The sequence below is a fragment of the Daejeonella sp. genome, assembly GCF_030684675.1.
In the GTDB taxonomy this organism is placed as follows: Bacteria; Bacteroidota; Bacteroidia; order Sphingobacteriales; family Sphingobacteriaceae; genus Daejeonella.
Window position 1 is genome coordinate 84,200 of sequence record NZ_JAUXXZ010000016.1, and the last position, 16,622, is coordinate 100,821.

Here is a 16,622-nt window from a genome sequence, read left to right on the forward strand (position 1 = left end):
AGTATGATCTCAAAGTCTCAAATAAGTTTTATAAAATCTTTACATCAAAAAAAAATCAGAAAAGAACTGGGCCTTTTCATTGTTGAAGGCTTAAAATCAATTCAGGAATTTATAAATTCTGATTATGTTGTTGATTCTGTCTATTACACAGAAAATTTGATGCCAAAGTTGGGCAATTTATCACGAAATTTAAAGTTAGTTGAAATTACTGAATCAGAATTATCGAGAATAAGTGCATTAAGCACTCCACAGGCAATACTTGCAGTTGTTCAGATACCCAAACAAAGTGATTTAAACATAAAAAAACTTGTTGGGTCATTCCTTATAGCCCTGGATGGCATACAAGATCCGGGCAATTTGGGCACGATTATTCGCACTGCAGATTGGTTTGGATTGAACACGATTTTATGTTCAATGGATACTGCTGAAGCATATAATCCTAAAGTAGTGCAGGCCAGTATGGGATCATTGTCGCGGGTGAATATTATCTATACAGCTCTTGGAGACTTTCTGAGTCAGACTAATCTTCCGGTTTACGGCGCTTTACTCGATGGGAAGTCAATTTACGAAACCCATTTCGGAGAGGAAGGAATTATATTACTGGGTAATGAAGGGAAGGGAATTAGTGATCAACTTCAAAGCAGAATCAATTATCCGGTTACGATTCCAAGGTATGGAAAAGCTGAATCTCTTAATGTTGCCATTTCAGCGTCTATCTTTTGTTCAGAATTAAGAAGAAAATCATAAAATTTGTTGGGTAGCAATAATTAATTGCTACTTTTGCATTCCTTAATACATAAGGTCGGGTGGCCGAGTGGCTAGGCAGAGGTCTGCAAAACCTTTTACAGCGGTTCGAACCCGCTCCTGACCTCAATTAAAATATTAAATTTAAAACCATGGGTGTTACACGTTTAAAGAGAAAAGACAGAAAAAATAAAACTACTTCACGTTTAGAAGTTCAGTTTTTGAAATTAGGCCGGAATATTGAAACCGGAAGCCGTTCAGCAGAATCTGCTACCGGACAAATAGCTAAAAACAATGCGGTTCTTGCTGCTATTGAAGCTGCTGCTAAGAAATAATTAGCTAAATTGAAATATTCAATCCTGGTCTTTTCAGATCAGGATTTTTTTTGCCCGGTAATTTCTAAAATTATACCGTTAAATAATTTTTCCGGGCATAATCATGCTCCAGTTTTTTTTCTGTTTAAATTCATTAAACGCTGACAGGGTTTAAAACCCTGTCTGCGTTAACAAGCTCTTCAGTATTTTTTTGATCAGACCCGGGCCTTCATAAATAAATCCGGTATAGATCTGAATCAAAGATGCACCGGCCCTGATCTTCTCCAGAGCATCCTCGGGACTATGGATCCCCCCTACTCCAATTATTACAAAGCTTTTGCCAGATTGCTCAGAAAGATATCTGATCACCTCTGTAGACCGTTTAGTTAGAGGTTTACCACTGAGTCCACCGCTTTCGTGCTTTATCAATTCAGGTGCTGATAATCCTTCTCTTGATATAGTAGTATTGGTAGCAATTACACCCGCTATTTTAGTTTCCTTAACAATCTCAATGATATCATCCAACTGAGAATTTGTAAGATCAGGCGCTATTTTTAAAAGAATCGGGCGAGATATATCGTTTTTTTTGTTTCGTTGTTGCAGAGTGTTCAATATGTTTTTAAGTGGTTCCTTCTCCTGTAATTCGCGTAAACCAGGTGTATTAGGAGAACTTACATTGACAACAAAATAATCGACTACATCGAATAAACGATCAAAACACTTGATGTAATCATTAACCGCATCTTCATTGGGCGTATGCTTATTCTTTCCAATATTTCCGCCAATAATCATTCCCTTCCTATCAATCCGCTTCAGACGGTCGGCAGCCACATCAACCCCTTGATTATTAAAGCCCATCCGATTAATAAGGGCATCGTCTGATGGCAATCTGAACATTCTGGGTTTTTCATTGCCTGGTTGTGGCAAAGGAGTTACTGTACCAATCTCTATAAAACCAAAACCAAATTCAGCAAGGTCCTCCACCATAGAAGCGTTTTTGTCAAAACCGGCTGCCAATCCAAGTTGATTTTTAAATTTCAAACCCATTACCTCTCTTTCCAGACGCTTGTCTTCAAGCTGGAAAGAAGATTTCAATAATGACTTAACACCCCATATACGATTGACTCTGCGCAATCCCCCGGTCACCAGATGGTGAATAATTTCAGGGTCAAATTGGAATAATATGGGTTTGATCAGCTTATACATGCAGCGAAGTTACAGGTTTGATTTATATTTTCATTTCCGGCTTTCGAAAAAACAAACCCTGTTTTAACATAATATTCCATTCTGAAAAATTCCTGCAGATCAAAATTCTTCGTAACAATTAAATTACTTAACAAAATCTTAACACAGGCTTGCAATTTCATTATATATAATTTACATTACGATGACACTAGATTAATCGCAGAAGGAAAATGGCTTTAACTGAACAAATGCAAGGCCAGGGAACATGGCTATTCAAACATCGTGGAGTATTACCACTTATCATTTTTGTGATTGGGGCAGGCCTGTTTTTAAAGAATGAATCGAATCCGGAGAACTGGATTCTTAAGGAAGAACTCCAGCATTATTTATACGAATTAAGTTGCCTGATTATATCTTTCTTAGGTTTCTTCATTCGGGTATATACAGTAGGTTACAGCCGCCCGAACACATCAGGGAGGAACACAAAGCAACAGGTAGCTGATGAGCTCAATACAAGCGGCATTTATTCTATTGTTAGGAATCCGCTCTATGTCGGCAACTTCTTTATGTGGCTCGGAATAGCAATGCTGACCGGTAATTTCTGGTTCATAATTGCTTTTATTCTATTTTATTTTCTCTATTACGAAAGGATCATTTTTACAGAAGAGGAATTCCTGAAGAATAAATTCGGAGATACCTATTTGAATTGGGCAAAAAAAACGCCAATAATTATTCCCAGATTCAGCTCATTCGTAAAATCCGAGTATAGTTTTAACTGGAAAAAAGTCTTACGTCAGGAAAAAAATGGATTTGCAGCTCTAATGATTATTTTTTGCCTTTTTGATATTGCAGGTGAACTGATCAAAGAACAACCAAATATCAATGTAATCCTGCAATCGTTTGGAATATTTTCTGTTCTGACCTACTTCGTATTAAAGTTCATAAAATATAAAACAGAATTGCTACAGGATCCTGTTTAAATCTAGGGAATATCAATCTTCAGCCTTTTCTGATTTTTTTCCTAAGCGAAATTTCACTTTACCGTCTTCCCCGTCTACTGCACGGAGATTGAGGACGATCCCCTTTAATGATCGCTCCCTTTTCTCATCAATATCTGTTATTAATTCATCCTTACGGGGGTTTCTGAGTGGGATTCTCATTCCGATATCTGTTCCTTTTCCGAAACTATAAACGCCTGACAGAAATATATTCAAAACACTGGATCTAATCTCCATTGGAGGAATAGTTACCTTATTCTGCGAGATGCTTAAAGTATTTTTCAAATTCATGAATGTGATGTTCGAAAAATTACGGTTAGGAAATGCAAAATTCCCGATTTTATACATCGGCTCGAAATTAATCAGAGAACCGTTTCGGATATCAAAACTAACTTTACCGCTTAATGAAAGTGGAACAATCTTCCCACTTGGGAGCATGGAACCGGAAACCGATGCATCCCCGAAAAATGTTCCTCTCAAATTCTTATCGGTAATAGCATCCTGTCCGAAATTCTCAAATGCATAAAACAAATTCTGCACATTAACATTGTTGATCCTGGAATTCATATTAAAGTGATTCACTGTGCCACTTTGATCAATATTGCCTTTAATATCCATACTCCCTCCACCCTGTTTAATACTCATCCTGTTAATCAAGATCCCGGATTGTTTAAGTGTGATATTTGATCTCAGATCCTTACCCTCAAAATTTTTGTAGATCAATCGGTCAACTTCAACTTCCATGACCATGCTTGCCTGTTCAAGCATCTTGTCCAGATTACCTGTAAAACGCTTTCCCTTAGGATTTGAGCCCTGTCTTCGCTTACCCAGAAAAGCCAGAAATTCATTTAAATTAACGTTAGGACTTTTAACTTTCCAGTCGATCAGGATCTTCTGCGGGTCAGTGTAATAAAAGTTTGAGAAATTCTTTAGAACTGCCTCCATTGCCAGAGAGGTTGTACCGCTTTTAACCTTTAGGTTCTCTAAAAACAGATCCTCTCCTTTGAAATTCATTAACATTTTAATATCCTTAAAAAGCAAATTTCTTGGATTATATGCAGCTGCCCCCTCTTTCACATTGACCGTACCATAGATATATCGCCTGCCTGTATCCAATTGATTGAATGGAGCCTTATAAACCAGGTTCAAATCTGCTGTTCCCGCAGTAAACTGAAAAGTGTTGCCACCAACTATGTTGTTTAGCTTTTCAAGCTGAAAATTAGACTTAAACTTTCCAGTAAACACCGGATCCCTTAAGTCTGTTATCTGAATTGAATCAGCTTTAAAGGGAATATCATAGAAATTTCCTGCCAAATTATAAAAGGCAATCAATGAATTAGGATCTTTATGAGGCAGTCCCTTTTTCCATTCATTGGTATAGATTCCTGTAAAGCTGCAATCTGTAATACTCTCTCCCCGTGTACTAAGTATATTATCCTTTGCTGTAAAATCTACTTTAATTAAAGGATCACCACCCTGCTTAAATTTTCCGGACAAAACAGCACTAACATCCAGAGGCTTTTTAACATCATAAGGCTGTAACTTCGAAATTATATGCGATGATAACAAACTCTTAGCATCTTTAAACAGGATAGATGGTGCCTGTACTTCGATCAGGTAATCTGAATTTTCTGATGAAAAATTGAGATTCCCACCAATTATAAGATCATCCTTATTGATCATGATCTCCTGCATTGGGATATTCAATTGCCCTGTTTTATCGCTATAATTCATATCGAGGTCAAGGTCAAGTAATTTGCCTTTCAGAAAGCTCCCTTTTTTTAGATTAAATGCAAAAAAATCGACCTGGGTTAATGTTTTCACATTTCCTTCCCAACCCCCAATTCTCTGTTTAATACTACCCCTGAAATTTATGATACTGAACTTAAATAGCTTATGCTTTTGCTGATCATCAATAGTAAGTTTTACATCTTTTAAATGAACCCGGTTAATATTTTTAGTAATGCCACCCTTATTATCAGATGGTTTCTTCTTTTTGAAGATTTCGGTATTTCTCAGCCCTGAACTATCAGTCAGCAGATAAATTTCAGCACTTTTTAGTTCGATATCCCTGATTTTGATTGAACCCGAAAGGATGGAGAATGCATTGATAGCCACATAGACATTTTTGGCTCTCAGGAGGTCGTGCTTATGAATTGACCATAAACTATCTCTTAAAAGAACATCTTCCAGAGATACTGAAATTCCCGGAAAACCCCGAATCAGAGAGGGTTCCATTCGCTTTATTGTAAGTTTGCCACTCAGATCTTCATTCAATTGAGTAGTTATTGCTGTCAGGATTTCTTTCTTGTGGGTATAAACATAGGCCGCAAGCAGGATCCATGCAACCAGAAACAGACTTAGAATCAGCCCCCCTACTCTTAAAGATATTTTTAACCAGCGCGACATTACTTAAAATAAATTTCCATAGGTGGGTATTACCCATTTATTAATGCTAACGTTTTATGTAAACAAAATATGAGCCAATATTATTTTCGTCATGAATTATGATCACTAAACCTGAATTCTGACATGCAGAAGCTATTAAAATTACTTTCAGACCAAGTGATATCTGAACTGGTAGTGAATTTTAATATAAAAAAAAGAGGCTATATTTAAATTACAGCCTCTATTTTTTAAATTTTAAGGATTTTGTTAATCTTCAAAATCGCAATCGGCGAATACATTCAGGTTTGTTTTTAACTTGGCGTACAGTTCCATATTCGATGTACCGGAGATAATAATTACTCCGTTGGTTTTTGTAGCTCCGCTCAAATCGGCAGAAACAACATTTGTCAGAAACTTATTCATCTGCATATTTATTAAACCAATGTAATCGTTGGTTCCGCTCACAACAAGATTTTCTGCTTCAACCTCTGCTTCAAAGTCTTCGTTAAAGTAAAACTCAACCGGAACTTTATTACCATTTCCATCAGTATAAGTGCCTTTTAAAGTAAGGGGAATATTAGAAGTGGCCGATTTCTTCAGTACAAGTTTTAATTCTACTTCTTCATAAGTGGCATCTGGCAGTGTAATACTACCCAAAACCGGGCTCAAATTAAACAAATCGACATTAAAAGCTTGTTTAAGTTCATATTCAATCTTGGTGCTCTTGCTTTCTGCTTCAAAATCAATTTCACTGACATTTACATTTCCTGAAGTCCAGGTTAAACTTGAGTTTGAATTAATAGCAATAATTAAACCGCTCCCTGAAGCTGTCGGACCAATAGATGCTGTGAAGTTAGATGGTTTAACTTTATAAGAAAGTTTACCATCTCCTGTAGAATTATCTTTGGTACATGATGTCAGGATCAGTCCGGCTACCAGTATCACTGATCCATAGCTAAATAAGTAGTTTTTCATTTTTTTTGATTTAGTTGATGTGTATTAAGTTAATTTTTTAAAGCCTATTTCTTGTTTACGATATTCATAACAAAAATGTTGCCAAAGATCAATTATTGCTTTTTCTTATTTATAAAACAGGCCTTTAAAAGGGCCTCAAGGCAAGCACCTGCCGTAATACAATATCTTGCAGGCAGCTTAAAGTGTGTCCGAATTTAAATCCGAGAAATAATACATGATACTGCAAACAGCAAATATTCAATACCAGGCCAAACCCAGATCGCATAAAACAAAAATAAATGTATAAAATCAGTACTTTTGCGGCAAATGATTGCAATAAATAACCTCACGTTCGAGATCGGTGCAAGGGCATTATACGACGAAGCGAACTGGCATATAAAACCAGGAGAAAAAATTGGCTTGATTGGTGCAAATGGTACCGGAAAAACCACTCTGTTAAAAATAATTGTTGGCGACTACGCACCAACACGTGGTACAATTTCAATGGCTAAGGATATCAAGATCGGGTACCTAAATCAGGATCTGCTTTCCTACCAGTCGGACAAGAGTATTTTGCACGTTGCTATGGAAGCATTTGAGCGCCAGAATCAATTGCATACAGAAATTGAAGCTATATTAAAGAAATTAGAAACAGAATATACTGACGATTTAATCAATAAATTAAGCGACAAGCAGCACGAATTTGAGGCCCTCGATGGATACAGCATTGAATATCGTGCCCATGAGATTATGGCCGGTCTGGGTTTCAGTGAAACAGACACGCATCGTACCCTTTCAGAGTTTTCAGGGGGATGGCGTATGCGTGTTATGCTTGCACGGATTCTCCTTCAAAGCCCTGATATTCTTTTACTTGATGAGCCTACCAACCACCTGGATCTACCTTCCATCAAATGGCTGGAAACTTATCTTCAGGCATTTGAAGGCGCAATTGTAATTGTATCTCACGACAGGTATTTTCTGGATCGTGTGGTCAAGAAGATTGTGGAATCCAGAAAGGGGAAATTAGTCCCTTATGCCGGAAATTATAGTTTTTATGTAGAGGAAAAAGGACTAAGGGAAGAAATTCAGAGTGGTCAGTTCAAGAACCAACAGGCCAAAATCAAACAGGAAGAGCGTTTGATTGAACGATTCAGGGCCAAGGCAAGTAAAGCCAAGATGGCCCAATCCCGTATCAAAGCACTCGAGAAGATGGAACGCGTGGATGATGTGGATGACGATAACCCTTCTGTTAACTTCAGTTTCAAATTCAGCAAGCAGTCAGGCCGACATGTAATTAGGATCGAAGATCTCACTAAAGCTTACCCTGGTGTTCCCATTGTTCACAATGCGACAGCAACTATTGAAAAAGGTGATAAAATTGCCCTGATAGGTGCCAACGGACGTGGTAAATCAACTGTATTGAGAATCATTGCCGGAGCAGACAAGAACTTTACAGGCATGTGCGAAACCGGACATAATGTAACTCAAACCTTTTTTGCACAGCATCAACTCGAAGCATTGCACCTTGAAAACTCTCTGATTCAGGAACTTCAGGCCTTTGCACCAAAACATACGGAAACGGAACTGCGTTCTATTTTGGGATGTTTTCTCTTTACCGGGGATGATGTTTTCAAAAAAATCAAGGTCCTTTCAGGAGGAGAAAAATCGCGGGTAGCACTTGCTAAAGCCTTAACCGCTGATGCAAATTTCTTAATTCTGGATGAGCCTACCAATCACCTGGATATTGCATCAGTTAACATTCTGATTCAGGCATTAAAACAATATGAAGGTACTTTTATCGTGGTTTCCCACGACCGTTATTTACTGGATAATGTTGCCAATAAAATTTGGTTTATCGAGGATCAGGAAATTAAGGAATATCCTGGCACTTATGCTGAATACGAGGAATGGAACTCCAAAAGAGTTTATGTTCCTAAAGCGGTAGCGCCGGCCCCTAAAAAAGAGGAAAAAAAGGAAGAAAAGCTTAAAGTTCAGATCGAGAATAAGGGAAATGAACTTAAAAAGCTAAACCAGACCCTTCAAAAGCTGGAAGAGGATATTGCTGAACTTGAAAAGTCTGTAAAAGATGCTGAAGCAGAACTATCCAAAGAAGAAATTTATAGCGATCCTGAGAAACTATCTGAAGCAAACAGACGTTATCAGCAATTGAGTCCTCGTTTATTAAAGGCCCAGACTGAATGGGAACACATGGCTGAAGAGATTATGGAGCTCGAGGGGAAATAAAAGACCCCTCTTCCATTTCGAGCCAGGGACATTATCAATTAGCTTATGAAGAAATTATCGTTTCTGCTCTCCTTTATACTGGTAACAACAGGCATACAGGCACAAAAAAAAGTGCGTGTACGTCCCCCTGAAGCTCCTCAAAATACAATCCGGTATGAGAATTATACTTATATCCCAGAGATCAAATCCGTAGAGTTTTATAACCAGAATAAGGAACAATCCATTCCGGTTTACATACTGGGTAGTCAGGATAATTTGATCCTTGGCTTTGACGACCTGCGTACGGGAAGCCGTAATATCAGCTATTCCATTGAACATTGTGATTCAGAATGGAACAGCAGCCGCCTTTCTCCGCTTGATTTTGCAGACGGATTCAGTGAAGACCGGATCATCGATTACCGTAATTCATTCAATACCCTGCAAAAGTTTACCCATTATGAACTAAGTCTGCCCAACCTGACCATCAAACCTAAGATCTCGGGCAATTATCTGCTGAAGGTTTATGAGGATAATGATCCACGCAAAATACTGATTACCAAAAGATTCTTTGTTGTAGTGCCAATCGTAGGCATTGCAGCAGAACTGAACAGATCCAATACTGTAGCTAACCGCGATCAGATGCAGAAACTTAATGTTTTAGTCAACCACGGTCAGGTACAGATCAATAATCCCTATCTGGATGCAAAAATCAAGGTGCTCCAAAACGGCAGATTTGACAATGAACAAACTCTAAAGCGCCCTACCTTCATCCGTCCAAGTCAACTGGTGTATAATGACCTCAGAGCATTGGATTTTAAGGGCGGTAATGAGTTCAGACGTTTCGATATCCGCAGTCTGCGCTTCCGTACCGAAGAGGTTGCCCGCATTGTTCAGGATACTGCTAATACAGTGACTCTCCAGGGCGATATTGTAGAAAACCGATCAGGCTATACATTTAATTACGATGAAAATGGCGCCTTTTTCATTCGCAATACCGATGGCAGGGATAACCGCACTGATGGAGATTATGCCTCAGTCTACTTATCACTGAATGCTCCGAAACCATCTGAGGGAGGGAATGCCTATGTAGTCGGACAGTTCAACGATTACCGGCTTAGCGACAAGCTGGATTATGATGATGTCCGCAAGCGATTTACCGGGATGATCTTTGTAAAACAGGGCCTGACAGATTATCATTACATCTGGGTAAGCGCGGATGGCAAAACCAGGGATGATGTGATCTTCGATGGCTCGCATTATGAAACTGAAAATGATTATCAGATCTTTTTCTATTACCGCAAACCGGGTGGAAGATGGGAAGAACTGATTGGCTATAGTCAGATTAATACTGTAAAGCGCTAAAAACTTAATCTTTACACTTCCTTTGATTCTTAATTACCTCTACCCATGACATCATGCAAAATGCATAAAGATTGTACCTATGGAAACGACCCCAATAGCTGCTCATCAGCAGCTGAGGGAAATCCTACTGAGGGATGAAAATTTTGCTTCGATTGGCTAAGTTCCCTCCTGCGTCGGGATGACAGGTGGAACGTTCGGCACGACAGGTTGGAAGGCTGCTCGGCTGGATAAATGTACCGGGCGCACTGTCATCCCGGATTTGATCCGATTGTCATTCCGGACCCGATCAATTGTCATTCCGGACTAGATCCGATTGTCATTCCGGACTAGATCCGGAAAACACTACCTTTGCCTCATGAGCACAATTACCAAAAGCCCTAAAGAGTCGTTCACCATAATGAATGAGCTGGTACTTCCAAACGATACCAATCCTTTAAACAACCTGATGGGAGGCCGTCTACTGCACTGGATGGACATCGCAGCAGCCATCTCAGCACAGAAACATTGCAATAATATTGTCGTCACAGCATCTGTTGATAATGTATCTTTCAGACACGCGATAAAACTGGGCGATGTAATCACCATTGAAGCCAAGGTAACCCGAGCATTCAGCACATCCATGGAAGTACGTCTGGACGTTTGGGCCGAGAACATCCCATCCGGAACAAGAGTACGTTCAAATGATGCCTTTTATACTTTTGTAGCGTTGAACAAAGAGGGAAAACCTATTTCTGTTCCCGAAATTGAACCAGAAACTGAGTCCGAAAAAAAACTATTTGAAGGTGCCCTTCGCCGTCGTCAGTTAAGACTAATCCTTGCAGGAAAGATGAAAGCGCACGATGCTACGGAGTTGAAGGCCTTGTTTTTGAACCAGAGTGAGTTGTAAGTTGTAGGTTATAAGTTATAAGTTTGAGCTGCTCAAGAAGACATTTATTATAGAATAATTGAACAAGCCAATTTCACTTTAATTGGAATGCTAAGCGTATTACAACCTGGTAACTGATAACAGGTAACAGATAACCGAATTCAACTGTCAACCCAATAGCTATCGGTTCTCAACTCTCAATCCTCCACTCTCAACTATCAATTAGCTCCCCAATTCCACAATCCTATCAAACTCCTCAACCTTCATCCCCATAACAGATAATCTCCCCTGCTTTACCAGGCCAATATTTTGCAGACGGGGATCAGCTTTGATTACTTCAAGTGTAACCGGGTTTTTAAGACTTTCTACTGGTTCCAGATCTACTACAACCCAGTTTTTATCATCTGTTGTCGGATCCTGGTAGGATTCTTTAACTACTCTGGCGATTCCAACTACCGCTTTTCCTTCATTACTATGATAAAATAAGACCAGATCCCCTACCCGCATCTCTCTCAGATTATTTCTCGCCTGATAATTACGCACCCCATCCCAGAAAGTACGGCCATCTTTATTAAATTTTTCCCAGCTATATTTAAAAGGTTCCGACTTAACTAACCAATAGTTCATGTTTTTCTCTGTTTTTGATACGATTTAATAGTCTTATTCGAAATTATCCCTCAATTGGCAATAAAGATAAAGAAAACAGGAATAGTCGAAGAAAGGCCGGGTACAAATTAATAGGAGTTTAACAAGCCAAGTGTAATGATTATATAATGGTAAATGTTCCTCAGATTGAAGGTTTTTTATAAATGTAATAGATTTATCATCAAGAAATAAAAGTAGATGCCAATAAAATATGAATGGAAATGGGAGTTTTGGTTTTTATTCTTTAACCGATTGGTGGACTAATTCTTTTACCGACCAAGAGAAAACACGTTTCAAGGAACTTTATAAGCCTTTGGGAGGGTCTTATGAAGATTTGTTCAAAGGTTCAGGAGGGTATAGAGCGAGTGTTGTTTGGTTTTTAACAATGCTAGCAGGGTATGCTCTCAACAAGTCAGATGTGGGTATAGCATTAAAATTCTTAAACAAGGCAGAAGAGTTTGTAGGTAATTGCACCGTTGTTGATAAGCATTTCTTACTTAATCTTCTAATTGAGGTCCACTATAAGCTACGAGATGATATAAGACATTATCAGAAGGCAAAGAAATATTGTGCGCAGCAGATTTCTCTAGCCTCAGAAACATCCGATTTTTTTTGAATGAATATGGCCCTCCATTGCCAAGGCATCTTGGATTCTATCAATTAGCAATCCTACTTGAAAAAGAAAAGATGTATGAAGAAGCTATAGCTATTTGTGAAGAAGCGTCACAGCAAGGATGGAAAGGCAATTGGCTTGATCGAATTCAGAGATTGCGTGATCGCGCCGAATGCACCTAAGAACCGATTGCTTAATTAAGAAAACGCAAGGCTTATTAAATGGCTAGCGTAAATTGACTTAGAAGTAAAGGCTACCCCATTGTTGCGTTCCTCTCGCACGTTCCTGAAGAGAAAAAAATGAATAGTTTACATTAAATAAGCAATGAATAGCAACACACATCATGAGCGTATAGCAAAAATGATCTTTGCCTCGGTCTATCCTTTGTATCTCACGAAAGTGGAGAAGAAAGGCAGAACTAAGGAAGAATTGCTACAAGTTATTGAATGGTTAACAGGCTTCGACCATATCAAGCTGCAGGAAATGATTGAAAAACGGGTTACATTCGAAACTTTCTTTCAAAATGCGGCATTAAACCCAAATGCCCATCTCATCACCGGAATGATTTGCGGTTATCGCATTGAAGAAATTGAAAATCCTTTGACACAAAATGTCAGGTATCTAGACAAGTTGGTGGATGAATTGGCGAATGGCAGGAAAATGGAGAAGATATTGCGGAACTCATAGCTTTTTTTACGAAGCCTGGCTGTTTTGTAAAGGTAAAAATACCAAAGATTAGTCGCATAGGCTCCCGTTGATGGGCACCTTCTCCGTGTCATGAAAGAAACGTTAATTATTTAATATCCAGGTTAAATAATTATTGATTTAATTATTATTTTAGATGACTATACCCTAAAAATCAAGCAATAAACAGAATGAAACAAGTTCCACTTTCAGAATTAAATCAGGAAGATCTATTGAAAAAAGAAAAAACCCTGAAAGCTGCCAGTACTGTTCTGGGCGGGATGCTGGTGGTATTAGCCGCTGCCTCAGTTTATCTTTTATGTCTGCAAGGATTCTCCGTGTTTTCTGTCCTGCCAGTAGCTTTCCTACCTATGTTTATAATCAATGTTACAAATCTAAAGAAAATACAGGCTGAAATTGCTTCCAGAAATACCTGAAAATCTGTTTTCGATCCATTTTCCTGATTCTTCCCTCGTTCAAAAGCATTATATTTAGCTTTAAATATTGTGCTGATGATTCGTATCACATTCATTCTCATTTTCATTTTAGCATCGGGATTCTCAACCGGGCCTGTACTTAATTCCCTCAGTGAAAGTGAACGATGGAACAGGCATGCTTCCAATACTGAAATCATAAGAGATGATTTTGGAGTACCGCATATTTATGGTAAAACCGATGCAGATGCTGTTTTTGGCTTATTATATGCCCAATGTGAGGATGATTTTAATCGTGTAGAGCAGAATTATATCTGGGCTACCGGCAGATTAGCAGAACTGGATGGCGAAAATGCCATTTACAGTGATCTCCGTGCAAAGTTATTCATGACGCAGAAAGAAGCAGAAATCAAGTATCAGAATAGTCCCCAATGGCTTAAAAATCTTTGCCTTGCCTTTACAGATGGCATCAATTTCTATCTGGCAAAGCATCCTGAAGTAAAACCCAAATTATTAACACGCTTTGAACCCTGGATGCCCATGTATTTCAGTGAAGGATCAATTGGTGGTGATATAGAAAAGGTTTCAACTAGAAAACTTGGAGAATTTTACGGCAGACCGGATGCAAGTATGATCCCAAAAATTATGACGGGCTCAATACTTCTTAAAGACAATGAGCCGCGTGGTTCAAATGGATTCGCTGTTTCGGGTAAATTAACCGAATCCGGTAATGCCATGCTGCTGATCAATCCGCATACCTCCTTTTTCTTTAGGGGCGAAGTTCATGTACAAAGTGAACAGGGACTCAATGCTTATGGCGCAGTAACATGGGGTCAATTTTTTATTTATCAGGGATTTAATGAAAAAACAGGATGGATGCACACTACATCTGATGCAGATATTATTGATGAATTTGAAGAAACAATCTACAGAAATAAAAATGGTATCACTTATAAATATGGTAATGAATTACGGCCTGTCGACTCATTGGAAGTCGTTTTGAAATACAAAAAAGGTGACAATACCAGTTCAAAGAAATTTATGGTCTACCGCACGCATCATGGTCCGGTAACACATGCTTCAGGAAATAAATGGCTGAGCACTGCCATGATGTGGGATCCTGTAAAAGCACTTCAGCAATCGTTTCTGCGTACTAAAAACTCCAATCAGAAGCAGTTCGATAAGATGATGAACATACGTACAAATTCATCGAACAATACTGTTTATGCTGATGCTGATGGAAATATTGCTTATTACCACGGGAATTTCATTCCTAAAAGAGACACAAACTTTGATTATAAAAAACCTGTTGATGGTACTAATCCTAAAACAGATTGGAAAGGCCTGCACGATCTTAAGGACAATATATTTCTCCTAAATCCGGCAAGCGGCTGGATTCAGAACTGTAACTCTACCCCCTTTACCAGTGCCGGAGCATCAAGTCCGAAACCTGAGAACTATCCCGGCTATATGTCCTACTCCCCCGAGAATTACCGGGGAGTCCACGCCATCTCATTGCTATCTAAGGCAAAAAATCTAACTATTGACAAGATGATTGAGCTTGCTTATGATCCTTATCTTCCGGGAGCAGAGGAATTGATCAGGGGACTGATACAAGCTTATGATAACCAACCGGTCAATAATGAGGAGATGAAAACGGCCATAAACCTGCTTAAAAACTGGGATTTTAAAGTATCCAGTGAATCAAAAGCCATGACTATCAGCCAGTTTTATCTGAACAGTTATATCAATTCCGGAAAAATCCCCGCAGGGACACACCTCATGGAGAAAGTAAATTATATGAGTTCAAAGTCGCCCGCTAAAGAACGTCTGGAAATATTTGCTAATAGTCTGGCCGATTTGAAACGGGATTTCGGCTCAGTAGAAACGGCATGGGGAGAATTCAACCGCTATCAGCGAATTAATGGCGATATCAACCAGAATTTCAATGATGCATTACCCAGTATCCCAATTGGCATGGCCTCAGGTGAATGGGGTGCATTGGCATCCTTCGGAACGAGGAAAGGTTCTGGTACTAAACGTCAATATGGAGTTGCGGGCAATAGTTTTGTTGCAGTAGTTGAATTCGGGGAAAAAGTTAAGGCCAAAAGCATGCTGGCAGGTGGTCAGAATGCTGATCCAAAATCAGTTCATTTCGATGATCAAATGCAGCGGTATGCCGATCGCAAGTTTAAAACCGTTGCCTTTTATCGGGAGGATGTACTTAAACGGGCTGAATCAAGGTATCATCCCGGAGACAAAAAATAAAAAAATATACAGATGAAAAAAATTTTTAAGACCATTCTTTATTCCACTATGCTGTTTAACATCAATGCTGTGAATGCACAAGAGATCATACCCCTTTACGATGCTGAAATCCCAAACAGTAAACCTGCCCCCAATAAAGAAAAATCTGTTATGGGTGCTGACGGAGTTCTGCGGATCAGTAACGTTTCCATTCCGACACTAAGTATTTACAAGCCGGAAAAATCCCTTGATAAGGGTGCTGCAGTGATTATTTGTCCGGGTGGCGGGTACAAGATCCTGGCTGCCTCCCATGAGGGTGCTGATGTAGCCATGGAACTGAATAAATGGGGCATCACGGCCTTTGTTTTAAAATATCGAATCCCGAATGACACTACTATGCAGGATAAGTCTATCGGGCCATTACAGGATGCCCAACGGGCAATACAAATGGTTCGGGAACGTGCTGCCGAATGGAATATTGATCCCCAAAAAATTGGAATTATGGGCTTCTCAGCAGGTGGGCATCTTGCAGCCAGTGCTTCCACAAGGTTCAGTGAAATAGTGATTGCGAATCCGAAAAACACTTCTTTAAGACCTGATTTCTCGATTCTGATCTACCCGGTAATCAGTTTTATGGAAGGGATCACCCATAAGGGAAGCAGGGAAAATTTACTTGGAAAAAATCCGGATCTTAAAATTCTGGAAAAATATTCCAATGAACTGGCAGCGGGTGCTAAAACTCCGCCGGCATTTTTGGTACATGCAGGTGATGATGCTTCTGTTCCTGTAAAAAACAGCATTGTTTATTATGAAGCACTACTGAAGCATAAGATTTATAGCAATATGATCATTTATCCCAAAGGAGGGCACGGTTTTGGCATGAAGAATAAAACCAGTGCAATTCAATGGATGAACCAGTTAAAAGATTGGATAAGCGATAACAAGTTCCTGTAAAGCAGAATCTTT

General features: G+C 39.1%; 15 protein-coding genes and 1 tRNA gene. 12 read left to right on the forward strand and 4 right to left on the reverse strand.

From position 1 onward, the window contains the following. Nucleotides 1-3 precede the first annotated feature (3 nt). The 3 genes from Q8M41_RS02790 to Q8M41_RS02800 all read left to right on the forward strand — a co-directional run bounded on the left by Q8M41_RS02790 (nucleotide 4) and on the right by Q8M41_RS02800 (nucleotide 1,079). The gene (locus Q8M41_RS02790) at nucleotides 4-747 is read left to right on the forward strand and encodes an RNA methyltransferase (protein ID WP_305363717.1); all 744 of its coding nucleotides are present in this window, start codon (nucleotides 4-6) and stop codon (nucleotides 745-747) included. Nucleotides 748-800: 53 nt separating this feature from the next. Next, a tRNA-Cys gene (locus Q8M41_RS02795) sits at nucleotides 801-871 on the forward strand. A 25-nt stretch (nucleotides 872-896) separates the two neighbouring features. Beyond that, nucleotides 897-1,079, forward strand: coding sequence for a spore protein (locus tag Q8M41_RS02800; protein ID WP_305363718.1), 183 nt, complete (start codon nucleotides 897-899; stop codon nucleotides 1,077-1,079). A gap of 150 nt (nucleotides 1,080-1,229) precedes the next feature. Here the strand turns inward: Q8M41_RS02800 and Q8M41_RS02805 are convergent, their stop codons facing one another. Next, nucleotides 1,230-2,264, reverse strand: coding sequence for a quinone-dependent dihydroorotate dehydrogenase (locus tag Q8M41_RS02805; protein ID WP_305363719.1), 1,035 nt, complete (start codon nucleotides 2,262-2,264; stop codon nucleotides 1,230-1,232). 209 nt (nucleotides 2,265-2,473) lie between these two features. On the opposite strand from Q8M41_RS02805, the gene Q8M41_RS02810 reads away from it, so the two are divergent. After that, the gene (locus Q8M41_RS02810; RefSeq protein WP_305363720.1) at nucleotides 2,474-3,223 is read left to right on the forward strand and encodes an isoprenylcysteine carboxylmethyltransferase family protein; all 750 of its coding nucleotides are present in this window, start codon (nucleotides 2,474-2,476) and stop codon (nucleotides 3,221-3,223) included. 12 nt (nucleotides 3,224-3,235) lie between these two features. Here the strand turns inward: Q8M41_RS02810 and Q8M41_RS02815 are convergent, their stop codons facing one another. Both Q8M41_RS02815 and Q8M41_RS02820 read right to left on the reverse strand, forming a co-directional pair. Next, nucleotides 3,236-5,650, reverse strand: coding sequence for an AsmA-like C-terminal region-containing protein (locus tag Q8M41_RS02815; RefSeq protein ID WP_305363721.1), 2,415 nt, complete (start codon nucleotides 5,648-5,650; stop codon nucleotides 3,236-3,238). 246 nt (nucleotides 5,651-5,896) lie between these two features. Next, nucleotides 5,897-6,604, reverse strand: coding sequence for a hypothetical protein (locus tag Q8M41_RS02820; RefSeq protein ID WP_305363722.1), 708 nt, complete (start codon nucleotides 6,602-6,604; stop codon nucleotides 5,897-5,899). Between the two features lie 306 nt (nucleotides 6,605-6,910). On the opposite strand from Q8M41_RS02820, the gene Q8M41_RS02825 reads away from it, so the two are divergent. The 3 genes from Q8M41_RS02825 (at nucleotide 6,911) to Q8M41_RS02835 (ending at nucleotide 11,054) form a co-directional block, all read left to right on the forward strand. Continuing rightward, on the forward strand, nucleotides 6,911-8,827 hold the full coding sequence (locus Q8M41_RS02825) for an ABC-F family ATP-binding cassette domain-containing protein (protein ID WP_305363723.1): 1,917 nt from the start codon (nucleotides 6,911-6,913) through the stop codon (nucleotides 8,825-8,827). Between the two features lie 45 nt (nucleotides 8,828-8,872). After that, nucleotides 8,873-10,168: a DUF5103 domain-containing protein gene (locus Q8M41_RS02830; RefSeq protein ID WP_305363724.1), complete on the forward strand. Its 1,296-nt coding sequence runs from the start codon at nucleotides 8,873-8,875 to the stop codon at nucleotides 10,166-10,168. 355 nt (nucleotides 10,169-10,523) lie between these two features. Continuing rightward, on the forward strand, nucleotides 10,524-11,054 hold the full coding sequence (locus Q8M41_RS02835) for an acyl-CoA thioesterase (protein ID WP_305363725.1): 531 nt from the start codon (nucleotides 10,524-10,526) through the stop codon (nucleotides 11,052-11,054). Nucleotides 11,055-11,255: 201 nt separating this feature from the next. Here the strand turns inward: Q8M41_RS02835 and Q8M41_RS02840 are convergent, their stop codons facing one another. After that, nucleotides 11,256-11,660, reverse strand: a complete 405-nt coding sequence (locus tag Q8M41_RS02840; RefSeq protein WP_305363726.1) for an EVE domain-containing protein — start codon at nucleotides 11,658-11,660, stop codon at nucleotides 11,256-11,258. A 229-nt stretch (nucleotides 11,661-11,889) separates the two neighbouring features. Between Q8M41_RS02840 and Q8M41_RS02845 the strand changes: the two genes are divergently transcribed. From Q8M41_RS02845 to Q8M41_RS02865, 5 genes are all read left to right on the forward strand, one after another. Continuing rightward, the gene (locus tag Q8M41_RS02845; RefSeq protein ID WP_305363727.1) at nucleotides 11,890-12,294 is read left to right on the forward strand and encodes a hypothetical protein; all 405 of its coding nucleotides are present in this window, start codon (nucleotides 11,890-11,892) and stop codon (nucleotides 12,292-12,294) included. Nucleotides 12,295-12,615: 321 nt separating this feature from the next. Then, nucleotides 12,616-12,978 carry a DUF2200 domain-containing protein gene (locus tag Q8M41_RS02850; RefSeq protein WP_305363728.1) on the forward strand — a complete coding sequence of 121 codons (363 nt, stop codon included), beginning with the start codon at nucleotides 12,616-12,618 and terminating at the stop codon, nucleotides 12,976-12,978. Between the two features lie 188 nt (nucleotides 12,979-13,166). Next, nucleotides 13,167-13,412: a hypothetical protein gene (locus tag Q8M41_RS02855; RefSeq protein WP_305363729.1), complete on the forward strand. Its 246-nt coding sequence runs from the start codon at nucleotides 13,167-13,169 to the stop codon at nucleotides 13,410-13,412. Between the two features lie 75 nt (nucleotides 13,413-13,487). Beyond that, nucleotides 13,488-15,677 (forward strand): penicillin acylase family protein, encoded by a 2,190-nt coding sequence (locus tag Q8M41_RS02860; protein WP_305363730.1) that lies wholly within the window; start codon nucleotides 13,488-13,490, stop codon nucleotides 15,675-15,677. Nucleotides 15,678-15,689: 12 nt separating this feature from the next. Further along, complete coding sequence (locus Q8M41_RS02865; protein ID WP_305363731.1) at nucleotides 15,690-16,610, forward strand: alpha/beta hydrolase; 921 nt, start codon at nucleotides 15,690-15,692, stop codon at nucleotides 16,608-16,610. Nucleotides 16,611-16,622: the final 12 nt, after the last annotated feature.

Bases quoted from the DNA above. Each gene is read 5' to 3' on its own strand.
- Q8M41_RS02790 (WP_305363717.1), top strand. From the start codon at position 4: ATGATCTCAAAGTCTCAAATAAGTTTTATAAAATCTTTACATCAAAAA.
- Q8M41_RS02800 (WP_305363718.1), top strand. From the start codon at position 897: ATGGGTGTTACACGTTTAAAGAGAAAAGACAGAAAAAATAAAACTACT.
- Q8M41_RS02805 (WP_305363719.1), bottom strand. From the start codon at position 2,264: ATGTATAAGCTGATCAAACCCATATTATTCCAATTTGACCCTGAAATT.
- Q8M41_RS02810 (WP_305363720.1), top strand. From the start codon at position 2,474: ATGGCTTTAACTGAACAAATGCAAGGCCAGGGAACATGGCTATTCAAA.
- Q8M41_RS02815 (WP_305363721.1), bottom strand. From the start codon at position 5,650: ATGTCGCGCTGGTTAAAAATATCTTTAAGAGTAGGGGGGCTGATTCTA.
- Q8M41_RS02820 (WP_305363722.1), bottom strand. From the start codon at position 6,604: ATGAAAAACTACTTATTTAGCTATGGATCAGTGATACTGGTAGCCGGA.
- Q8M41_RS02825 (WP_305363723.1), top strand. From the start codon at position 6,911: ATGATTGCAATAAATAACCTCACGTTCGAGATCGGTGCAAGGGCATTA.
- Q8M41_RS02830 (WP_305363724.1), top strand. From the start codon at position 8,873: ATGAAGAAATTATCGTTTCTGCTCTCCTTTATACTGGTAACAACAGGC.
- Q8M41_RS02835 (WP_305363725.1), top strand. From the start codon at position 10,524: ATGAGCACAATTACCAAAAGCCCTAAAGAGTCGTTCACCATAATGAAT.
- Q8M41_RS02840 (WP_305363726.1), bottom strand. From the start codon at position 11,660: ATGAACTATTGGTTAGTTAAGTCGGAACCTTTTAAATATAGCTGGGAA.
- Q8M41_RS02845 (WP_305363727.1), top strand. From the start codon at position 11,890: ATGAATGGAAATGGGAGTTTTGGTTTTTATTCTTTAACCGATTGGTGG.
- Q8M41_RS02850 (WP_305363728.1), top strand. From the start codon at position 12,616: ATGAATAGCAACACACATCATGAGCGTATAGCAAAAATGATCTTTGCC.
- Q8M41_RS02855 (WP_305363729.1), top strand. From the start codon at position 13,167: ATGAAACAAGTTCCACTTTCAGAATTAAATCAGGAAGATCTATTGAAA.
- Q8M41_RS02860 (WP_305363730.1), top strand. From the start codon at position 13,488: ATGATTCGTATCACATTCATTCTCATTTTCATTTTAGCATCGGGATTC.
- Q8M41_RS02865 (WP_305363731.1), top strand. From the start codon at position 15,690: ATGAAAAAAATTTTTAAGACCATTCTTTATTCCACTATGCTGTTTAAC.